General features: G+C 44.5%; 12 protein-coding genes and 1 pseudogene. 8 read left to right on the top strand and 5 right to left on the bottom strand.

Annotated features, from left to right (window positions below):
• Together F6J99_RS23875 and F6J99_RS23870 are read right to left on the bottom strand one after the other, a co-directional pair.
• Positions 1-384 (bottom strand): annotated as a pseudogene (locus tag F6J99_RS23875) (hypothetical protein); the annotation flags it as partial.
• A gap of 27 nt (positions 385-411) precedes the next feature.
• Entirely contained in the window at positions 412-3,102 is a 2,691-nt protein-coding gene (locus tag F6J99_RS23870; RefSeq protein WP_293115947.1) for a CHAT domain-containing protein, read from the bottom strand.
• A gap of 346 nt (positions 3,103-3,448) precedes the next feature.
• Here F6J99_RS23870 and F6J99_RS23865 point away from each other — a divergent pair, with 346 nt between their 5' ends.
• The 5 genes from F6J99_RS23865 to F6J99_RS23845 all read left to right on the top strand — a co-directional run bounded on the left by F6J99_RS23865 (position 3,449) and on the right by F6J99_RS23845 (position 15,011).
• On the top strand, positions 3,449-7,639 hold the full coding sequence (locus F6J99_RS23865; protein WP_293115945.1) for a filamentous hemagglutinin N-terminal domain-containing protein: 4,191 nt from the start codon (positions 3,449-3,451) through the stop codon (positions 7,637-7,639).
• A 425-nt stretch (positions 7,640-8,064) separates the two neighbouring features.
• Entirely contained in the window at positions 8,065-8,226 is a 162-nt protein-coding gene (locus F6J99_RS23860; RefSeq protein WP_293115943.1) for a hypothetical protein, read from the top strand.
• A 763-nt stretch (positions 8,227-8,989) separates the two neighbouring features.
• Entirely contained in the window at positions 8,990-9,157 is a 168-nt protein-coding gene (locus F6J99_RS23855) for a hypothetical protein (protein ID WP_293115941.1), read from the top strand.
• A gap of 983 nt (positions 9,158-10,140) precedes the next feature.
• On the top strand, positions 10,141-10,341 hold the full coding sequence (locus F6J99_RS23850; protein ID WP_293115939.1) for a hypothetical protein: 201 nt from the start codon (positions 10,141-10,143) through the stop codon (positions 10,339-10,341).
• A gap of 584 nt (positions 10,342-10,925) precedes the next feature.
• Positions 10,926-15,011 carry a filamentous hemagglutinin N-terminal domain-containing protein gene (locus F6J99_RS23845; RefSeq protein WP_293115937.1) on the top strand — a complete coding sequence of 1,362 codons (4,086 nt, stop codon included), beginning with the start codon at positions 10,926-10,928 and terminating at the stop codon, positions 15,009-15,011.
• Between the two features lie 173 nt (positions 15,012-15,184).
• Here the strand turns inward: F6J99_RS23845 and F6J99_RS23840 are convergent, their stop codons facing one another.
• Complete coding sequence (locus tag F6J99_RS23840; RefSeq protein WP_293115935.1) at positions 15,185-16,153, bottom strand: carbohydrate kinase; 969 nt, start codon at positions 16,151-16,153, stop codon at positions 15,185-15,187.
• Between the two features lie 697 nt (positions 16,154-16,850).
• Here F6J99_RS23840 and F6J99_RS23835 point away from each other — a divergent pair.
• A complete protein-coding gene (locus F6J99_RS23835; RefSeq protein WP_293115933.1) occupies positions 16,851-17,480 on the top strand; it encodes a hypothetical protein in 630 nt (209 codons plus the stop codon).
• A 495-nt stretch (positions 17,481-17,975) separates the two neighbouring features.
• Positions 17,976-18,590: an FtsK/SpoIIIE domain-containing protein gene (locus F6J99_RS23830; RefSeq protein WP_293115931.1), complete on the top strand. Its 615-nt coding sequence runs from the start codon at positions 17,976-17,978 to the stop codon at positions 18,588-18,590.
• Positions 18,591-18,765: 175 nt separating this feature from the next.
• Here F6J99_RS23830 and F6J99_RS23825 read toward each other — a convergent pair whose 3' ends face one another.
• On the bottom strand, positions 18,766-19,020 hold the full coding sequence (locus tag F6J99_RS23825; RefSeq protein ID WP_293115929.1) for a hypothetical protein: 255 nt from the start codon (positions 19,018-19,020) through the stop codon (positions 18,766-18,768).
• A gap of 169 nt (positions 19,021-19,189) precedes the next feature.
• Between F6J99_RS23825 and F6J99_RS23820 the strand changes: the two genes are divergently transcribed.
• Positions 19,190-19,399 carry a hypothetical protein gene (locus F6J99_RS23820; RefSeq protein WP_293115927.1) on the top strand — a complete coding sequence of 70 codons (210 nt, stop codon included), beginning with the start codon at positions 19,190-19,192 and terminating at the stop codon, positions 19,397-19,399.
• 60 nt (positions 19,400-19,459) lie between these two features.
• On the opposite strand, the gene F6J99_RS23815 is transcribed toward F6J99_RS23820, so the two are convergent.
• Positions 19,460-19,640 (bottom strand): hypothetical protein (locus tag F6J99_RS23815; protein ID WP_293115925.1); only part of this gene is annotated, 181 nt, incomplete at its 5' end.

The following is a 19,640-nucleotide window of genomic DNA, read 5'->3' as shown; positions in this document are numbered from 1 at the left end:
TCTAGTTCTGGGGCTGGCGGATTCTCCGGGTAGGTCAAATTCTACATCCCCTCTCGAACCCCCACCGATGCTAGTTCTGGGGCTGGCGGATTCTCCGGGTAGCTCAAATTCTACATTTCCTCTCGAACCCCCACCGATGCTAGTTCTGGGGCTAGCCGAGTCTCCGGGTAGCTCAAATTCTACATTTCCTCGCACCCCTCCACCGACACTGGTTTTGGGAACTTCCTCATCTGAGGGGAAATCAAATTCCAGACTGATGCGATAATCTCGGGGTAGAATTTCCCCTTCTTTAACTGATGGAGTTGCCTGGAGTGCAGTTGATGCCAAGATCAATGCTCCAGTTACTGTTGCTGATAAGAGAGTTTTACAAATAAACTTATTCATGTTATAATATACCTCTAAATTATTCTTCTATAACCAATTCCCTACTAATACAAAGGATGCCCAAAAATAGGGATGTTTATATAATGGATCTTGACGCAATTTCAGTTGTGCTTGTTGCAGCGCTTCAGCCTTAGTCATGGACGGCTTAGTCTGAATCAGGCCCTGATAAAACTCTTTCATTAAGTTAGTGGTTGATTCGTCGCTGACTGACCAGAGACTACCTAAAGTGCTGTGAGCTCCTGAACGTAACGCAAATCCTGCTAATCCTAGGGTGGCACGATTATCCCCTGCTGCAGTTTGACAGGCACTCATTACTAGTAATTCTATAGGTTCGAGAATTCCTAATCGTCTTTTTTGGAATAGTAAATCGAAATCTTTAATGCCAATTCGGTCATTCCAGGTGAGTAGGAATGTTTCCTTTGGGTTAGAACTGAATTGACCGTGAGTAGCTAGGTGAACAATGGGAAAGGGGGTGCTATCAATTGCAGTTTGGAAGGTAGTGCGGGTAAATTCCTGATTGAGTAAAACGTCTGTAGTAACTTTATCCGTAATTTCTTGGACTTCTCCAGCCACACCAGGTAAACCAGTATAGCCTTGGCGAGCTTCGGTCAACCCAGCCACTAAGACGTTCAGTTCAACTCTCTGAAGTCTTTGAGGAAAAAGTTGTAACCCAGGAGAGATAGCAATACTATAGTTTTCGATCAGATACTGTTTACCATCGTAGATAGCTGCCATGGGCAAATTTCGCAAGAACCCATCTGGCACGAATACCAAGGTTTTAATGTTACTGTTTGCCAGTTCTGCTTCTGCCGGTCGGATCAGCCAGTCATATATTTGCTCAGACAGTCGCAACCGCTCATTATTGGGATAACCAGGAGACATAGATGAGTAAACTTGTCTTAGTCTAGCTTTGACTTTGTCCTCTGGTAGAAGAGTAGTGTAGTGGCTTAGAGGTTGATTGGGGAGCGAAAGGATGACTTCTATGCGATCGCTTAAAATAATTGGATAAATTACAGCAGCCTCGACATCAATTTCATCAATGACAATTGGCTCAGTGTCTAGACAAGCATCTCGAAAATAGTTATCTAACTCTGCCAGTTGCAACGCTTCAATCACTTCACGAGCTTTTTTGAGGTTAGACTGGCTAACCGCCCCTTTTTTGAGCCCAGCTTGAGAGGGAGTTAATAACAGGCTGACTAAATCTCGATAAATCGGTTCGATACTTTCTTGGAATTTAAATTGCACATCAGGATTAATGGCAACTAAGTCACTCCTTAGGGATTGAAGGTTATTGTAGGCAGTTTCATAAGCCGCGATCGCGCCAGGGATATCCCCTTGCTGTTTCAGAATCTGCCCCAGTTGTGTTGCCGCAAGAGCAATAATATCTCCTGCATTAATAGTTTGAGCTATCTGTAGAGCTTTCTCTGTCAGGCTTTGAGCATCCTCCCACTGCTGATTTTGTTGATAAAGCTTAGCCAGTTGATTCAGAGAATAAGCTTCAGCGCGGGCATCTTGGAGTTGTCTAGCTTCTTGAATGGCTATTGCCAATACGTTAGCAATTTTTTTGGTAATTTTTTTGGCAATTTTTGGAGCAATTTTTGGAGCAATTTTAGAGGTATATGATAGTTGAATAGCTTCCTTTTCGCTATTTTTTAGCTTCATCATACTTTCTGCTAGATTCACTCTAGCATAGATTGCCAATCGACTAGGAGGTAGCTTGGATAGGTTTGACTCAATAGTTGGAATTAACGACAGTGCCTTATCCCATTTTTTTACCGTAACTAAAAGACTGAGTTGATTAAGTTGTGCCTGCACTTTGGTAATGCCATCTGGTGCTAATTTAGCCGCCTCTTGGTAGTATGTCCAAGCCACATCATATCGTTGTAAGTCTCTAGCAACATTTCCAATGCTAAGGAGAGTAGGGCTAGTATCCTCAGGGGAATTAAATTGCTTGCTAATTGCCCAACTTTGTTCTAATAGTTTCTTTGATTGGAGTAAATCACCAGCAACTTGTAGTGCAATGCCCAAACTTCTCAACCCATCAGCTTTCAGTAGGGTATCCGGTTGATTTTCCAGGTCTGTGACCAGTTGCTCTAAGAGATTTCTTGCCCGTCGATACTGCCCTAAAAATTGCCAGGCTTGGGCTTGATTGATTTGGCTGATTATTTTTCCCGTTTCATCATTAGCCCTAGCATAAGTATCTTCCGCTTGCTCCCAGGTTTCCAAAGCAGTTTTGGTTTGTCCTTGTGCCAGTTGCAGGCTTCCTTGGGTATTCAAGGCTTGAGCCAGAAGCAGAATGCCCTTTGAATCTAGTTTCTCAACACTTTGCAGTATGGTTATACTTTCTGCGATCGCGACTTGAGCTTGCTGCCATTGTCCCAATTCTTGCTGAGCTAAGGATAGATAGTTAAGGGCTTGGGCTTGGTTAAAACTTGCTCCATTGGATGCATAAGCTGTTGCGGCTTGTTGCCAGAGGGTAGCGGCTTCAAAGAATTGTCCAGCTTGATAGTGTTCTTTTCCCTGTTGCAGCAGTGCTGACGGATTGGACGAGTATTGGACAACTGCTCCTGGTGAGGAGGTTGGGGAATTGGACTGATAGGCAATAGCAGGTAGATTTGTGATTAGTAGCCAAAGGGCTAGAGGGAGATGGCACCGAATCACTAGCCATCCCTTAAGGGATAGTCCCTGTTGTTGACTGTTTTGGTGAATTATCGCCATAACTTTGCTCATCCTGTTGTGAAAGTCCTTCAGCGCTGATTGAGGAAAAAAGACTTTCGCTGGTTTTATGTGCCTAAACGTTTAATGTTAAGTTAAGCTTAATTGGTTATCATTTATATTAAAAATAATTTAAAACATTAATTTAAAACATTAATTTTTTTTTGTGTATTCGGTAAAGTTTCGTTGAAGAACCTTGTCCTTGTGTTCTTGAAGCATAATGGTATACTTTGATATTTGGCTGATGAGGTAATATCGGTAGATCTATTAGCGGATAGCTAACCATTTACTGACACAGAAGTAACCCCTAAAGTCAGGAATAGCAGCCCTCTACGGTACAGGAGCGAAAATGTTGTTTTGGTACTCAAAACTCCCAATCTTATTAATATCTAGCACAGCTTGGGCAGTGTTCCAGACTGCTGCTTACTCCCAGATTATACGCGATGAGACCTTGGGGGTAGAACACTCAATTGTTACTCCCCAAGAATTTCGAGACTTAATCGAAGGCGGAGCTATTCGAGGCAGTAACCTGTTCCACAGTTTCCTGGAATTTAATGTCAATGAAGGACAAAACGTCTACTTTGCCAACCCCGATGGCATAGCTAATATCCTCACTCGTGTCACAGGAGGGAGTCGATCACGGATATTCGGTACCTTGGGAGTAAATGGCGCAGCAAATCTCTACTTAATTAATCCCAATGGCATTCACTTTGGCAACAATGCTCGATTGGATGTAGCTGGCTCATTTATTGCTACCACAGCTGATGGGATTAAATTGGGTCAACAGGGATTGTTCAGTGCCACAGAACCAGAAAAAAGTAACTTACTGACTATCCAACCTGGTGCTTTCTTTACTAATGCCCTACGTCAACATCAAGCTCAAATCAGGAATCAGGGTAACTTAGCTGTTGGTAGTGGGCAAGGGTTAGTGTTGTCGGGAGATTTAGTTACTAGCACAGGTTCGTTAGTAGCACCGGGGGGAATAGTTAAGATTAATGGCTCTGAAATTGGCTTATGGGATAATGCCTCTATCGATGTATCCTCCCCAAACGGTGGAGGGACGGTTTTAATTGGTAGTCAACAGACTAACCGAAGCTACATTGCCCCTAATGTCGAGATTAGTGCCAATGCGATCGCAAACGGCAATGGCGGTAGAGTTATCCTCCAGGCAGATCAGATCACAGGATTTTACGGCACCATCAGCGCTCGTGGGGGAACAATTTCCGGCAACGGCGGCTTTATCGAAGTCTCTGGTAAGGAAAAGCTGATTTTTCGGGGGAATGTGGATACCAGTGCTGTGAATGGCTTTCCTGGCACCTTATTACTAGACCCTAGAGATATTATTATTGCTAGTGGGGCAGGGGATCAAACAGTAGATGACCTTGATTCCTTGAGCCAGTTGACTGAGGTCGGAACCACCACTATCTATGAGTCAACCTTAGAGCAGTTGTCTGGGAATACCAATATTGTCTTGGAAGCCACCAATGATATTCTGCTACAAGACCTAGCCGATGACTCCCTAGACTTAGCATCAGGCATTGGGGCAGTAGTATTTACAGCCGATGCTGACAGGGATGGGGTAGGAAACTTTGTGATGGCAGATACTGTCTCCGACACTATCCGTACCCATGGACGCAGCATTGCTATATCTGGCGCGAATTTAACCATCGGGAATATTGATACATCAATTCCCCAAGTAGCAGATGCGGGACAGTCGATCACGAATGCCAAAATCGTCAGTAATTCCCCCGGTGTTCCCTTAGAGAGTATATCAGGAACCATCGCCAACGTCGCTGATGTAGATATCTACCAAATTTTCCTAACCGGGGGGGAAACCTTTTCAGCTACTACCGTTGAGGGAACCCAAGTAGCTACTCAGTTATTTTTATTTGATGCAGGTGGTTTCGGGATTTATAGCAATGATAATGATGCCAATTGTGGAGGTTGCTTGCAATCGACCTTACCCGCTGGTAATCCCTCATCCCCCACTGCACCAGGGATTTATTATTTAGCCATCAGTGGCTTCGGAATAGAACCAGTTAGTGAGGGAGGACAGATTTTTCCGGATCCAATCTTCCCATTTTCTCTTTTTGTGGATGGATCTACCAGTGTAGATCAAGCAACACCAACAGGCGGGAGTTTTCCTTTAAGTAATTGGGACAATATTAGGGGATTTGACCTGGGTAACTATACCATTGCTCTGACTGGTGTGGAAGCGCCCTCGGCTACCTTTACTGAATCAGCTAGCTTACCGGAAACTGTCAATAGTGGCTCGATTACCTTAAATGCGACCAATGGTGGAATTAAAGCTGGTAATCTGAATACCGCTGCTGTTGATGGTGAAGGGGGAAACCTTACCCTAACGGCTAAAGACAATATTACCTTTGAGGATAGCTCCATTAGTACAGCAGGGAGTTTTGGCAGTGGCAATATCAATTTTTCCAGTCGCAACCTATTCTTAACAAACGAGACTATCTTAGATGCTAGTACTTCCGGAACCAAGGACGGAGGGAATGTAACGATTACCGCTACAGATACTGTAGCTATTGAATCCTTGAGTGTATTACAATCTAATGCAAAGCAGGGAGCCACTGGCAATGGGGGTATCATCACCATTGATACCGAGGCATTGAGGGTACGGGATGGGGTACTGATAATTAGTGACACCTTTGGTCAGGGGCATGGAGGTACCCTAAGAATACAAGCTACTGATGTAGAGGTTAGGGAAACTTCACTGTTGTCTGTGAATGTTAACTCATCAGCAACAGGCAATGGTGGAGATTTAACTATTGATACCCAAAGCCTGAGGGTAAGGGATGGGGCGCAGATTAGCAGTTCTACCAATAGCTCAGGCAACGGGGGGACCGTAACAATACAGGCGACTGAGGTAGAGCTTAGTGGAAGTGCTATTGGGTTCAGTAGCGGCTTGTTCAGTAACGTTATCCCAAACGCTACAGGGAATGGGGGAACGTTAACTATTGATACCCAACGGCTGATGGTACGGGATGGAGCACAGATAAGTAGTGCTACCTTTGGTCAAGGCAATGGCGGTACCCTAACGGTACGGGCTACTGATGTAGAGCTGATGGGGATTTCAGCGGATGGCCAGGCTACTAGCGGCTTGTTTAGCAGTGTTCAACCAACAGCTACAGGGGATGGGGGACATTTGACCGTTGATACCCAAAAGCTTAGGATCTCCGATGGGGCGGAGGTACGGAGTGCTACCTTTGGCAACGGAGATGCTGGTAATCTCGAGATTAAGGCTACTGAGAGCATTACCCTCTCTGGGGTTAGTCCAGTCGGTGGTCGCAGAGGTGGTCAATCCAGTCGCATCTCTGCCAACACCGAATCGATGGCTACAGGGAGTGGTGGGGATATTACGATTAATACCCCTACTATACGCCTAGATAATGGAGCAGTTATTACCGCTAGAAGCCGTAGTAACTTTCCTGGTGGTGAAATTACTGTAGATACAGACACTCTAGCATTAACCGATGGAGCTCAAATTCTGACCTCTGGCTCCAGTGGCGGTGATGCTGGCAGTATTACCATCAATGCAACTGATACAATCACCCTCTCTGGCATTGACCCTACCTACAATGACCGATTAGCAATATTGGGAGCAGACAGAGTTGACCCAGATGGGGAAGAGAGTGCGATCGCATCGAGAGCAATAGGAGATGGGCAAGCGGGTTCGATTAACCTCAATACCAAGACATTTATCCTTCGCGATCAAGCCCTAGCAACGGTCAGTAGTACTGGTACCGGTGTTGCTGGCACCTTGGAAGTAAATGCCAATTCCATCCAACTCGATAATGGTTCCCTCAATGCCGAAACTACTGCTGGAGACGAAGGAAATATTACCCTGTCTGATGCCCAGCTTGTAGTCTTACGCAACAACAGTACCATCACTACCAACGCCCGTGAGAGTGCCACTGGTGGGAATATCACCATCACTACCGACTTTTTGGTAGCCCTAGAGAATAGTGATATTACTGCCAATGCCATATTGGGACGCGGGGGAAATATTAATATTACTGCCATTGGAATTTTTAGCGATCGCACTAGTGAGATTACCGCTTCTTCTCAACTCGGTATTGATGGCACCGTCAACCTTAATACCCCAGATGTCAATCCTGCCCAAGCCCTAGCCAAGCTTCCCGCAGATGTGGTAGATACCAGCAATCAAATTGTGACTAGTTGTGCAGCCGTAGATGGGAATAGTTTTGTGGTCACTGGAGGAGGAGGACTCCCGGCTGACCCAACTGGGGTGTTGCGGGGTCAGGTGGTGGTACCCGATTTACGGTTAATGGTTGATGAAGGCAATACACAACCAGTCAAGAGCAGGAAAACCCGGAGTTCCCTCAGAAGAAGACTACAGTATCACCACGACCGTGATCAAACAGCCATTACGAATCAGAAATTACCGATCATTGAAGCCCAAGGGTGGATCATTAATGACCAGGGAATTGTCGAGTTGGTGGCCTATCCTACCCAAATTAGCCATGGGAGTTGGTTTAATCATCAGGGCTGCTTGTAAGTAGTCGGACACAACTCAAGCAGTATTTTACCCTAAGTCTAGGATAATTTCAACTAGTTTTGAGGTGCGACCCTAGGCCGGGGAACCCGGCCTAGGGCGTGTTTTCAAAGTTTTCCGCAAGATTATGATCCCCCCCAGCCCCCCTTAAAAAAGGGGGGAGCCATACTCAAAGTCCCCCTTTTTTAAGGGGGACCAACGGGGGATCTCCGAGGCAAGAAAACAGGCCCTAGGAGGCGCGCACCTAAACGGAAAATTAATTTCTATTAGCGTGATTTGCGCGGTCTTGGGGGTTCCCCCCACTCGCGCTTTGCATCAAGAAACGAAAAAACTTGTTCAGGTAATCTCTGCTAAACTAGTAGATGGTTAAGCCAAGCAATTAATTGAATTTAACGATGGCTATGAATACCGAACAAACCAAGAATTCAATGAACAAAAACAACGGGTCAACAGACCAGTTGGTGTCAGAAAACGCTGACTTGAGAAGTCTAACGGATCAGGAAATAAAACTAACCGATGACGACCTTGAACTAACCGATCAAAAGCTTGAAGAAGCAGTGGGTGGATACTTTAATCCTCCCGCTTTCTAGAAGGTAAGCTAATGGGCTACGCCCACGCTGCTTGAGGTGCCGTCAGCTGTTGGCCACCCTAGGCCAATGGTGAGGCTACTGTTTGCGCAGCGTGGGCGTAGGGCAATCGGTGATGCGCGAATAAGCGATGCAGCAAGGGAACAGGGGAGGCAGTTCCTCAAACTTTCAATTCTCATTAATCTTGAACTCTTAAATTCTCCCAAATGAGGTTTATTTGAAGCTAACCGCTGACAGCATTAGGCTGGCTGATTACGTTTAATTAATTATCATGTCTGCAATAGCAATAGCAAAGTGGGGCAGGGTAGACTCTTTACATACAGCCTACCCTGCTTTGTATTAGAATTATGATTAGTTATGATTATCACCTGAGTTCGACATCAGCAACTTTATCCAGGAGATTTTCCAGTTAATTAGGGCTCTAAAGAACTTGCTGTGTAAAAATGTTATGAAATAATTAACATAAATTTTTATCACTGTATTAATAACTTAGACTAAAACCCTTACTGCTCCCTGGTCTGTCGTCCTCACAATTAAGTTTAATTGTGTCCGACTACTTACAATGATGGCATCCTTGTAAGTAGATAGGTCTTATTGAAAACTATTTATCTTTATTTTACCATAATTATATCAAATTATTACCCCACATGATTTTCGGAATCCTTGTCTCCGCTTCAGGTAATCTCTGCTAAACTAGTAGATATTGAAGTCAAGCAATTAATTGAATTTAACGATGGCTATGAATACCCAACCAACCAAGAATTCAATGAAAAAAAACAACGGGTCAACAGACCAGTTGGTGTCAGAAAATTCTGACTTTGAAAGTCTAACGGATCAGGAAATACAACTAACAGATGACGACCTGGAACTAAGCGATGACAACCTTGAAGAAGCCGTTGGTGGTCGCTTTCTATACTTTAGTCCTAGCGCTTAATTCTCAGGATTGAATCCCATTCATCCATGTATTTAGCGATGCAGAGGTGCGACCCGTGGCGAATTTAATTACGGGTCAAACGCACCATTACGGTCTTGGGGAGGCCGCGCCGACCTGTGGGGGTCTCCCCCATGAGCGACTGCCGTGGTTCCTCCCATGAGCAACTGCATCAAGAATAGAAGGTTTATGAATCACCATAAGTAGACTCAGACAGAGGCAATTTATACTCTAGACTTTAATTAATTATTACCTCTGCAATAAAAAAGTGGGTTAGGGTAGGCTCTGTACATAAAGCCTACCCTGTTTTTTATTTTATTATAATTATGATTATAAACTGAATTCGACATAACCAACTTTATCCAGGATTAAAAAGTCAGGATTTATAATAAGTTAATTTTACAGTTAATTAGCAATTACAGCGGTTTGCAATTCAATTAGGTACAAATTTTTGGCTTTTTAGGGAGCAGCGAGCAGGGAGCAGCGAGCAGGGAGCAGGTAAGAGGGAAGAGGCAAAAAAAATCCTGTGTACCTGAGGTGCGACCCGTGGCGAATTTAATTCTTAATGGTAAGAACGCACCTGATAGTTATGCAAACCGCAGTAATCAGAGTTTTATCAGCCATTTAATAGGAGTACAATCCGGAGTTATCTCAGAATAATACTATCCGAAATTACCGATCATTACCGATCATTGAACCCCAAGGATGGACATTAATGACCAGGTAATTATGGAGTTAGTCGTCTATCCTATCCAAATTAACCATGGGAGTTTGTTTAATCATCAATCCTGCTTGTAAGTATTCGGACAAAATTTAAAGTTAAAGTAAAGTTTAGATCAAGCGCACCTAAAGCGAAAATTATAGGATAATTTCAGCGAATCTTCCGGGGAAATAATTTATTTTGAAGAAAATAATAATCATGGAATATCTGCTAAACTAGTAGAGAATTGAGTTAATTAATCAATAAATTCAACTGCAGGATGACCATGAATACCCAACAAATCAAGAATTCACTCAAAAAAAACAACTGCTCAACAGACCAGTTGGTGTCAGACAACGCTGGCTTTAGAAGTCTAACGGATCAGGAACTCAAAGTAACCGATGACGACTTTGAACTAACCGATGACAACCTTGAAGAAGTAGTTGGCGGTTTTAGGCCAGTGGGATTCTTTAGTCCTAGTGCTTAATTCTCAGCATTGAATCCCATTTTCCGATGTATTCCTAGAAGGTAAGCATATGCCCTAAGCGCACGCTACTTGAGGTGCTATCAGTCGTTACGTCACAGGCTTGAAGCCTGTGCCACAAAGCACCGGGTGCATCTCATATTTGTAAATTTGCCTAGGGTGCGTTACATACATCCTACCCTGCTTTTGTATATCTTTAAAAATAAACCTAGTTGATTTAAAGTTGAAAAATAACCGAATTAAAAATTAACGACATCAAGGTACAATTTGATTGGGAGGCTAAACTAAAAAAGAACGTAGACATTCTGACAACTATACAGGCTTCTATAGTGCTGCGCGCTATAGCTTAGCTAAAAGTATTTACGACTACCGCTGATCAACCTAGATTCTCCAAGTCGATCCTGGGTAATTTCCACGAGGGCAAGACGGGAAGACTGTGCCAGAATTAGGCCGAAGCATCAGTAATATCACGAAAAAAAAGATTTGTCAGTGATTCCATCACAGTCAAAGTATCTGGATGATTTTTTCACAAAGCTGGTGCATCACACAGAGACATTGGTCTAGCCCTCTAAGGTACAGGAGCAAGGATGTTATCTTGGTACTCAAAACTCTCTATTGTTTTATTAGCCAGCATCGCTTGGATAGTTGATCACCAGGCGGCTTATGCCCAGATTACCCCCGATGAAACCTTAGGAGTAGAACAGTCCAAGTTCACTCCCCAAGAATTTAGAGACTTAATTGAAGGTGGTGCCATTCGAGGCAGTAATCTGTTCCATAGTTTCCTAGAATTTCATGTTAATGAGGGACAAAACGTTTACTTTGCTAACCCGAATGGGATTGCTAACATTATTACTCGTGTAACAGGTAGCAATATCTCACAAATATTCGGGACTCTGGGGGTAGAGGGAACAGCAAATCTTTATTTAATCAATCCCAATGGTATTAATTTTGGCAACAACGCTCGGTTAGATATCCGTGGCTCATTTATTGCTACTACAGCCGATGGGATTAGGTTAGGGGAGCAAGGACTATTTAGCGCCACAGAGCCGGAAACCAGTGACTTACTGACTATTCAACCTGGTGCTTTCTTTACCAATGCTTTACGTCAACATCAAGCTCAGATCAGGAATCAGGGCAACTTAGCTGTTGGTAGTGGGCAACGTCTAATCCTATCAGCAGATACCATCACTAGCACTGGTTCTTTGAGAGCACGAGCAGGAACAGTAGAAGTCAGTGGTTCCCAGATTAGCTTATTAGATAATACCGAGATTAATGTGTCTGGCCCTAACGGTGGGGGGAGCGTTATCATTGGTAACCAAGAAACTAGCCGCACCTTCATTGGTCCTAATGTTGAGATTCGTGCTGATGCGATCACACAAGGCAATGGCGGTAGAGTAATTATTTCAGGGAATGAAATTACTGGATTTTACGGCACCATCAGAGCTCGTGGTGGGCAAATTTCTGGTAACGGTGGCTATGTAGAAATATCAGGACAAGAATACCTAATTTTGCGGGGAGATATTGATACTAGCGCCATGAATGGTTTTGCGGGAACCTTATTAGTTGATTCCACAGATATCATCATTGCTAATGGCTCTCAAGAAGATGCCATAGATGAAATTAATCCTGAAATTGCTAATAATTCCGACACAGCGGATGCTATTATAACTACTCCATTAAGTCAGCTTGAGGATTTGGCAGCTACCACTCTCTACGAGACCCTTATGGAGGATTTCTCAAGAAGTAATAATTTTGTTCTACAAGCAACCAATGATATAGTAATCGACGACTTAGAGGATAACGAGCTAAACTTAAAATCAGGCAGTGAAGTAATGGTGTTTACTGCTGATGCAGACCGGGATGGGGTAGGGGACTTTCGGATGGAAGATACCTTTTTTGACACCATCCGCACCAATGGAACGAACATTGCTATTTCCGGTGCGAATATAACCGTTGGTAACATTGATACATCAATTCCCCCGGTTAGAGATACCGGACAAGTGCTTGAGACAGCTACAGTTATTAGTGATTCTCCGGGAGTGCCCTTTCAGTTCATATTTATATCTGGCACGATAAGCGAAGAAACTGATGTAGACCTGTACCAAATCTTTCTGACCGGGGGGGGGACTTTTTCGGCTCGCACCACTGAGGGGACTGAGTTAGACACCCAGTTATTCTTGTTTGATGAAGAGGGTATCGGAATTTATGCCAATGATGATGACACCGACTGTGGTGGTTGTGTTCAATCACTCTTACCAGCAGGCAATCCCCTAACCCCAACGGAGCCAGGAATTTACTATCTAGGGATTAGTGGTTTTGGTGTAGAACCAGTTAGTGAAGCAGGAGATATATTTCCCGATGGAGACGATACGGGGGATTTTACCAGTATTGATGAAGCAGATCAGCTTGGCAGTGAGTTACCTTTGGTAGGTTGGGAAGATAGAAGTGGTTTTGAGATCGGTGAATATACCATTATCCTAACTGGTGTTGAAGCAGAAATGCCTACATTTGCGGAATTTGATGATGAATCAGCCCAGATTATTGATAGTGGATCCATCTCCCTGAATGCAACCAATGGCACCATTAGGACAAACGATCTCAAGACTATTTCTACTTCTGGTGAGGGAGGAAGTATAAGCTTACAGGCAACAGAGGATATTGTTTTTGACGAGAGCTTGGTTAGGACTTACGGTGTTAGAGGCGGTGGGGATATCACACTTACCAGTCGTAACTTGTCGATGAATGACGCAGACATCTTAGCGGTTGCGGCACGGACAGGAAATGCTGGAGATGTAACTATCACAGTGACGGATACGGTTGATTTATCCCAAAGCGTTTTGTCCACTGGTGTGATTCCAGATGCGACCGGCAATGGGGGAGATTTGACTATTGATACCCAGCGTCTGATCGTACGGGATGGGTCACAGGTAGGCTCTGGAACCTATGGTGATGGGAATGGTGGTACCGTGACAATTCGGGCGACTGAGGTAGATGTGGTGGGAATCGGGGAGGTTGAGTTATTAGTTGAGACGTCAAACAATAACTCATCCTTTAGTGGCTTGTTTACTGATGTCCTACCCAGAGCCACAGGGGACGGAGGAACTATATTGATTGATACAGAACGTCTGAGAGTACGAGAAGGAGCAAGTATCAACACCTCTACTGCTGGTGAGGGTGATGGGGGGTTTATATCGATACAGGCTAAAGAAATAGAGGTGATTGGGACATCACCTGATGGTCAGTTTCGCAGCAACTTAATCGCAGGGGTGAACCGAAGAGCTACGGGAAATGGGGGTAATTTGACCATAGAAACTGAGGGCTTGACGGTAGAGGATGGAGCAGAATTACGGGCTTCTACTTCTGGTCAAGGTAATGCTGGTAATGTTGAGATTTATGCTACAGAAAGGGTTACTCTGTCTGGCTTCAGTCCCGCCCTTGGCTCCTCTAGCGCTATCTCTGCTAACACCGAATCTAACGCAACTGGGATTGGTGGTGAAATTTTCATTCAAACTCCTACCCTCGGTCTGGATAATGGGGCAGTGATCACTGCTAAAAGTCAGACTGATGCTTCAGCTGGTGAAATTAGCTTAGATGTGGACACCCTGGCATTAATCGATGGCGCTCAGATTTTTACTTCTAGCTTCAAGGGTGGTGATGCCGGTAATATTACTATCAATGCTTCTGAGAAGATCACTCTGTCTGGTATAGACCCTACCTACAACGAGCGATTAGCGAGAGTTGGACGAAACAGCATTGACCCAGATGGAGCAGCTAGTGCGATCGCATCTCGGGCAACCCAAACAGGCAAAGCGGGTTCCCTTAACCTGAATACCAAGACATTTAGCGTTAGCGGACGCGCCTTGGTAACGGTCAGCAGTACAGGTACCGGTGTTGCTGGAACCTTGGACGTCTCTGCTGATACCATCAAACTTGACAATGGTTTCCTCAATGCTGAAACCTCTGCTGGAGACCAAGGGAATATTACCCTCTCTAATGCCAAACTAATTTTCTTACGGAACAACAGTGGGATAACGACTAATGCCAGGGATACTGCTACTGGTGGGAATATCACTATCACCACTGACTTTTTGGTGACATCAAAGGGTAGTAACATCACTGCCAATGCCATTTTAGGCCGTGGGGGAAATATCACGATTTCGGCCATTGGAATTTTTAGCGATCGCAGTAGTAAGATTACCGCTTCCTCCAAACTTGGTATTGATGGCAGCGTTACTCTCAATACTCCAGAAGTTAACCCCGCCCAAGCCTTAGATAAGCTACCTGTAGATGTAGTGGATACGAGCAATCAAATCATCACCGATTGTGCAGCAAACAGGGGGAATAGTTTTTTAGTTACCGGAAAAGGAGGAATCCCCGCTAACCCAGCTGGGGTGTTGCGGGGTCAAGTGGTGGTACCGGATTTGCGGCTGATGGTTGATCAAGGCAGTACACAATTAAGCAATAGGAGAAGAAGCCGGAGTTGGAGCAAAAGGACATTAGGCTATAACAGGCCAGATCAGGCACAAGCAATGACTAAAAAGAAATCACCTATTATTGAAGCCCAAGGATGGATAATTAATCAGCAGGGCATTGTGGAGTTGGTTCCTTATCCTGCCCAAGGTAACTATAGTAGTTGGAATAGTAGTTTGAATTATCCATGTTTTAGGCAGTAGGGAGTAGGGAGTCGGGAGTCGGGAGTCGGGAGTCGGGAGTCGGGAGTCGGGGGAAGAGAAACTTCAGTTTAAAGATAATAAGTTGTTATATAGTAAGCTGATGTCCATTTAAATTGGTTATTCCCTGTTCCCTGTTCCCTGTTCCCTGTTCCCGACAACTGCCGCGAAGTCTATTAACTAGATAGAAAAGCTTCCACCTCAGCTAATGTAGGTTGAGCTGCGATCGCACCAGGCTTGAGAGTGGTCAGTGCGCCTACTGCACTGGCATAGGTAACCACATCTTTGGCAACGGTTGGATCACTCAGACTCGACCGGTCACGGTGGCATAGTTGATAAATAATGCCACCAGTAAAGCCATCTCCGGCACCGGTTGTATCCTGCACTGCTACAGAAAATGCTGGTAACTTCCCTTCGTTTCCTCCCAGATAGTAGGCGCAGCCTCGTTCCCCGGCTGTGACTAATACTCCTTTGACCTTATCCAACCGTTGTGCGATCGCTTTTGGATCAGCAGTGCCAAACAAAAACTCTCCCTCCTCATCAGTCAGTTTCAGGAAGTCCGCTTGCTGGATCATGTCTTGAATAATTTCAATGGCAGTATTGGCATCATTCCAAAAGACCGGTCGCCAGTTCACATCTATAAATATAGAGACCTGGTGTTGTTGTGCTAACTTAACCGCTTGGTTAATTGCTGCCTTACTGTCGGGATAGGCTAATTCCAGAGTCCCCAATACCAGAAACTTAGCTTCCTTAAATAGTTCAGTAGGCAAGTGATCCGCTTGAAGTCGTGTATCAGCGAATTCTGTGGTATCGATATCACCAAATCCAGCAAAACTGCGATCGCCTGAGGCATCTCGCACTACATAGACAATCCGTGTGGGAGCTGTACCATGACGCTGTACTCCCGTACCATCGACACCAACGTCCTTTAACAACTCTACCAGTATGTCTCCTGGCTGATCTTGACCAATACAACCAATAAATGCAGTGGGTATACCCAGCTTTACTAAAGCACAAGCAGTATTCGCTGGTGCGCCACCGGGATAGTCTGTCCAAGACTCCACCTGTTCTAGGGGTTTTCCTGGCTGATTAGACAAACGGTCAAACAACATTTCACCAGCACAGATCACCTGGGGACTTGTCATGAGGGTATTCCTTACCTACCAAACGCAATTGAACAGTGATTCGGGCAGTCTATCGCCCATCTTCTCACAAGGAAGTGGCGCGCAAGTATTTCACCCAAACTGACATCAAATTATACTGTAGGTTATTATTATCTTCCGACTAATTAACATAACCGGGATTATCGGTACTTTTAATTATCTCTATACGCAATAGTTTTTCGCAATAGTTTTAACTCTGGTGGGAAGTAGTTCTATTAGTGGAAATGGCAGATATTTGATGCGATCACCTACGGTGCCTCTCTGTCCAACGCCGGGAAGTCTGTGACCTGTACCTTAACTCTACCTAGTTTTCCGGAAAACGAATAAAACAAGGAGAAAAGTGGGCAAGCATAACGTCGCCCATTTCTATCGTTGGGCAAAGTAAGCTATTTGTACTCGTAAATAAAGACGATAAAAATCGATTAATTGAGCGTTTTTATGAACGGAACACCTAAAAGCGATTGGCCGTAGGCGGGGCACTATACATTACTGGCTTGCAGTGATCATTGATTTTCCTGTCGTCTCTTGTTAACTTTTTGAGGCGACAAAGATAACAAAAGAAATATTTGCCGATGACGATCAAATAGGTATACTTATTAATAAGCGATCGCATTCCCCGTCAATGGTGCGATCGCTAAGTGGAGGATTACTCCAGTTCAATGTCATATTCATTCTAACCATGGAAAATAAGCAATACGTAACTCACTGTCCTTTCTACATTGGGGACATTAAGGCTGATGGTTTCAAGACGGAGTCTGGAGATTACTTGATGTCTCAGACTGGTTCTGCTGAAACCATAGGAGAAGATGAATCTTACGCCCGGCGTTTTTTGCGCTCAAAAGCCTTCAAAGATATATGGGGCAAGGGTTTTACGCCCGGCACTTTTGAGGTTTTAAACCCAGAGCAACTAAAAGGGCAGACTCGTATCAGTGGATGGCCTCCGGTCATAGTTGGGCTTTACTGGCATAGTCGTGGAAACAAAGGCAACAAAAGGGCTTTTGCATTGACTAACGGATTGATCATAGATGCATTAGAGGAAAGGATTCGTGAAGCTTTCGGTGATACGACTACAATCACCGAAAGAAATGAAAAGCTTTCTGAATACGTAAGTTTCTTAGAAGCTGAGAACACCGATCTAAGAAACAATAGCGAATGCTGGCAGTATATCAACCAGGAACTAAATCAGCAATTGGAAGACCTCTGTGAAGGCATGGCTGAACCAGACCATCTAGAGGCAGAAAATGCTCGCCTATTACGAATACTGCGAGAACATGGAATCAATCCCTATTCCCCGCAGAACTACATTTAATCAATCACATCCTACCATTGCACTCCACACCCCGGCAGTCGCTGGGGCTTTTCATTGGTACAGCGATCGCGGTAAGGAAAAAACCTTACCACCCAGTCCCAACAAGGCTACATAAAACCCAACAAAGGTAGTGGCTAACCCCGACTACTTCCTTAGTTCCAATGATGGGTAGGTGACCCAACCGAGTCACCTACCCAGTACCAACGACAGACATCGACCAATCGGTCGCTTAACCTAGTTCCACTTTCAGGCGGTAATCCCAACGGACGACCTACCCACTTCCAACACAAGAATTAACAGATTACAACTAATATTAAGTGCCGTCGTCTTTTTGTTATTTTCTGTCAGAATGAAAAAAGATCACAAAAAGTCTTCTAAGTTCCTGTAATCGGACTTATTGGTATTTAATTTTTGCCTCTAGTTCCCTTTAAAATTAACTATTTATTATTTTTGTTTTTGTTGGCAAAAATAATGGGAAGTTGAAAATTGACGGCAATGGGAAGTAGTTCCGTTGACATAATCCCGACAACCGAACAGAGTCGAGTCCTGGCACTAGAACTAGATAATGTGTCGGTGACACCCCTAAGTGGCGTAAAAGCTGACAAACTAGATGACTACGTAAATGACTTACAGATTAAATTAAAGCTAGATACTCCCCCAGTGGTTACTGTTGGCAAAACCGTAACCGTAGACATCGTCAAGAAAAACCGAAATTTTCTTGAATACCGGACAGAGCCTAAACCAGATGGATTACTTAACGCTTTGATTGGCTACGACATTGACCGAAATCCAATAACGGTTGACTTTGGTGACCCAAGTAATCCCTACTATTTCGTCGGTGGCTGTACAGGTAGTGGGAAAACTGCTCAGATGAAAGTAATGATGGCATCAATGATTGACTGGTACACACCTGAAGAACTACAGTTTGCCATCGTAGACACAAAGGCTACAGACTTTCGATTCTGCGAAAAACTTGGACGTTACCTATGGGCCTCAGTAGCCTATGACCCGGAAACAGCGGTCGAATTATTGGGCAACCTGGTCAATAAAATGAAAAGACGTGGAACACTAGCTCTAGTGCTTGTTGGTAGAGGGGTTCGGCCTGGTTGACTGACAAAACTCAACAAGCAGCCGTCTTAAGACCTTACTGTAAACTCCAACCGATACCTCTTTTTCTCATCCTGTTTTCGAGAGGCGATTCTGCGTAGCAGACGCTTTGCGAACGCTGGAGATGGATCGGGTCTACCATTTAGAATGAGGGTTTGAAACAACTCCCAACCAAGAGTCAGAGCAGCTCTTTTCCCATGACCAACCAATTTTTAGATAGCTGCTTCCTCGTGCGCCAGTGAGGGTCAACCATACGGCGTTTTCCTTGAGCGACTACCTCCGTTCCTTGAGCGGTTAAATATAAAGTAGTGATCGCTAATACCAAGCACAACCGGGATAACGCAGGTGAGTTGCGAATCTGAGAGCAAACGAGTTCAAAACCATTGGACTTATCACCCTTGAAAACTTTCCTCAATATCAAAGCGCAAGCCATATTCACGAAAAGTCGTATGGGGTGGTGGCTTCATTACTGACGATGTACCAAAGTTCTCCACTGACTCCAACACATTCCTTGGCAAGATTGACATCGGCCATAGGGGTTCGTTTTATGAATACGAACATTTTGGAGCAGTAGAGCTTGTCGGAGTCCCAAGTGAAAATCAATGACAGGACACCAACGGTTACCAGGTCGCCAAATCCAGAAATCGCTCAGAAGTGCGGATGCGATAATTCGCTCCCAAGCTGTTGACAGGCATACTTCATCCAATTTGGTATCGATAAACCCTCGTCTGCCTACGCAAAATTACTTTGACCCCAACTGGCATCAGGCTCCCAACCCGTTTAAGCAGGGCAAGGCACGGCTTGAATATTGACACTGCTACTAGGATGCTCTAAAATAGCCCACGCAATGGGAACAGCGCGTCCTCTATAGACTACGGCGTTCCCGTTTCAGGCAATACTGATTCCATAACATGGAAGTGTCTAAACTCAGCAAACTTCAATGATTCTGACCACCCCTTCAATGCCCCTTGAATCAGCGGTCTGTATAACCGTTGTGGATTAATCCGGGGACCGTTGCAACCATCGACTAAATCGGCGTTGCGTGGCTGTCGC

Origin of the sequence: Moorena sp. SIO4G3, assembly GCF_010692305.1 — a bacterium.
Classification (GTDB): domain Bacteria; phylum Cyanobacteriota; class Cyanobacteriia; order Cyanobacteriales; family Coleofasciculaceae; genus Moorena; species Moorena producens_A.
This window is presented reverse-complemented; position numbering and strand designations above follow the sequence as displayed.

Excerpts from the sequence above, each read along its gene's own strand:
- F6J99_RS23870 (WP_293115947.1), bottom strand. The coding sequence starts at position 3,102 with ATGGCGATAATTCACCAAAACAGTCAACAACAGGGACTATCCCTTAAG.
- F6J99_RS23865 (WP_293115945.1), top strand. The coding sequence starts at position 3,449 with ATGTTGTTTTGGTACTCAAAACTCCCAATCTTATTAATATCTAGCACA.
- F6J99_RS23860 (WP_293115943.1), top strand. The coding sequence starts at position 8,065 with ATGAACAAAAACAACGGGTCAACAGACCAGTTGGTGTCAGAAAACGCT.
- F6J99_RS23855 (WP_293115941.1), top strand. The coding sequence starts at position 8,990 with ATGAAAAAAAACAACGGGTCAACAGACCAGTTGGTGTCAGAAAATTCT.
- F6J99_RS23850 (WP_293115939.1), top strand. The coding sequence starts at position 10,141 with ATGAATACCCAACAAATCAAGAATTCACTCAAAAAAAACAACTGCTCA.
- F6J99_RS23845 (WP_293115937.1), top strand. The coding sequence starts at position 10,926 with ATGTTATCTTGGTACTCAAAACTCTCTATTGTTTTATTAGCCAGCATC.
- F6J99_RS23840 (WP_293115935.1), bottom strand. The coding sequence starts at position 16,153 with ATGACAAGTCCCCAGGTGATCTGTGCTGGTGAAATGTTGTTTGACCGT.
- F6J99_RS23835 (WP_293115933.1), top strand. The coding sequence starts at position 16,851 with ATGGAAAATAAGCAATACGTAACTCACTGTCCTTTCTACATTGGGGAC.
- F6J99_RS23830 (WP_293115931.1), top strand. The coding sequence starts at position 17,976 with ATGGGAAGTAGTTCCGTTGACATAATCCCGACAACCGAACAGAGTCGA.
- F6J99_RS23825 (WP_293115929.1), bottom strand. The coding sequence starts at position 19,020 with ATGGCTTGCGCTTTGATATTGAGGAAAGTTTTCAAGGGTGATAAGTCC.
- F6J99_RS23820 (WP_293115927.1), top strand. The coding sequence starts at position 19,190 with ATGACAGGACACCAACGGTTACCAGGTCGCCAAATCCAGAAATCGCTC.